The following is a 1382-nucleotide window of genomic DNA, read 5'->3' as shown; positions in this document are numbered from 1 at the left end:
CCCATGCCCCATGCCCCATCCCCTATACTGCTTAGCTTATAAGTTAAGATAGCCATATTTTAATCGATTGATATGAAAAGAATAGAAGTTGAGCAAAGAACTATTTTAATTGGTTTAGCAGGTAGCCACGGCTATGGTTTAAATCGTCCTGATTCAGACTTGGATTATCGAGGAGTGTTTATCGCACCTAAGAAGTACTACTTGGGATTTGATCGCATAGAACAAAAAGATACTGGTTGGGATGAACCAGGAATGTTTCCCTTCATCGATGGTAATAAAGACACAGTTATATATGAGTTAAGAAAACTTCTCCAGTTATTATCGGGAGCGAATCCCAATGTTTTAGAATTGCTTTGGTTAAACAACTATCCTGTATTAACGCCAGTAGGGCAGCATTTAATTAAATATAGACAGCTATTTTTGAGTAAAAAGGTCAAGCATACTTATACTGGCTACGCTTTTGCTCAAATCAAAAAGATGGAAACTCATCGGAAGTGGTTGTTAAAGCCGCCGCAAAAGAAACCAATACCATCTGATTTTGCTATAGAAGACGAAGCACCTCTTAGTAAAGATGAGCTAAACGCTTTTCTGGAGTATCTTTATAACTTAATTAGAGGACGAATTGAGTTTTTAGAAGAAGCTGAGGAATTATACAAACTGCTGACGGCAGATATTGATTTTAAAGGTATGTTGAAACAATACACTTTATCCGATCAAACTTTGGAATATACTCAGAAATTAACAAATAGCCGTAAAGATTTTATCCGCCTACTTCAAAAAAGTCAAAACTATCAAAATGCTGTAAGAGAGTGGAAGGCTTACTTATCTTGGCAGGAAAATAGAAATCCAGCTAGAGCAGAAATGGAAAGAAAGTCAGGTTTTGACCTCAAACATGGATTGCACTGCATTAGATTGCTACGCAGTGGAGTAGAAATATTGCGGCGAAAAGAAGTGATTGTAGATAGGAAAATAGCTGGTGATGTTGAAGATTTAAAAGCTATTCTGAAGGGTGAATATTCTTATGAACAGGTGATGAAAATAGCAGAAGATTTAGTTACCGAAATGGAAATTGTTTACGAACAATCTACCCTACCTTCTAAACCCGATTTGGAGCAAATTAATAATTTGTGTATGGAATTAGTAGAAATGCAGGGATGGAGTCAAGGGTAACTAGCGCTGTGGGCGGGTTCCCCCCGTTGAAGGGAGTGGCGTTGGAGTGGCGTTGAACTGGCGTTCAATAGTCAAAAAATAAAATCTTGACCCTTGACCCTTGACCCTTGACCCTTGACCCTTGACCCTTGACCCTTGACCCTTGACCCTTGACCCTTGACCCTTGACCCTTGACCCTTGACCCTTGACCCTTGACCCTTGACTCTTATACC

At 39.2% G+C, this 1382-nt stretch carries 1 protein-coding gene and 1 pseudogene; one reads left to right on the top strand and one right to left on the bottom strand.

All coding sequences use genetic code 11. The features are described from left to right. Positions 1 to 72: 72 nt before the first annotated feature. Positions 73 to 1170 (top strand): DNA polymerase beta superfamily protein, encoded by a 1098-nt coding sequence (locus IQ246_RS29660; RefSeq protein WP_194006851.1) that lies wholly within the window; start codon positions 73 to 75, stop codon positions 1168 to 1170. On the opposite strand, the pseudogene IQ246_RS30060 reads toward IQ246_RS29660, so the two are convergent. Beyond that, positions 1171 to 1382 (bottom strand): annotated as a pseudogene (locus tag IQ246_RS30060) (hypothetical protein); the annotation flags it as partial.

Source organism: aff. Roholtiella sp. LEGE 12411 (assembly GCF_015206995.1).
Taxonomy (GTDB): Bacteria; Cyanobacteriota; Cyanobacteriia; order Cyanobacteriales; family Nostocaceae; genus Komarekiella.
Note: the sequence above shows the minus strand (reverse complement) of the source record. Positions and strands in the feature narration are given on the sequence as shown.

What these genes read in the sequence shown, in the direction of transcription:
- IQ246_RS29660 (WP_194006851.1), top strand. Translation starts at nt 73, where the DNA reads ATGAAAAGAATAGAAGTTGAGCAAAGAACTATTTTAATTGGTTTAGCA.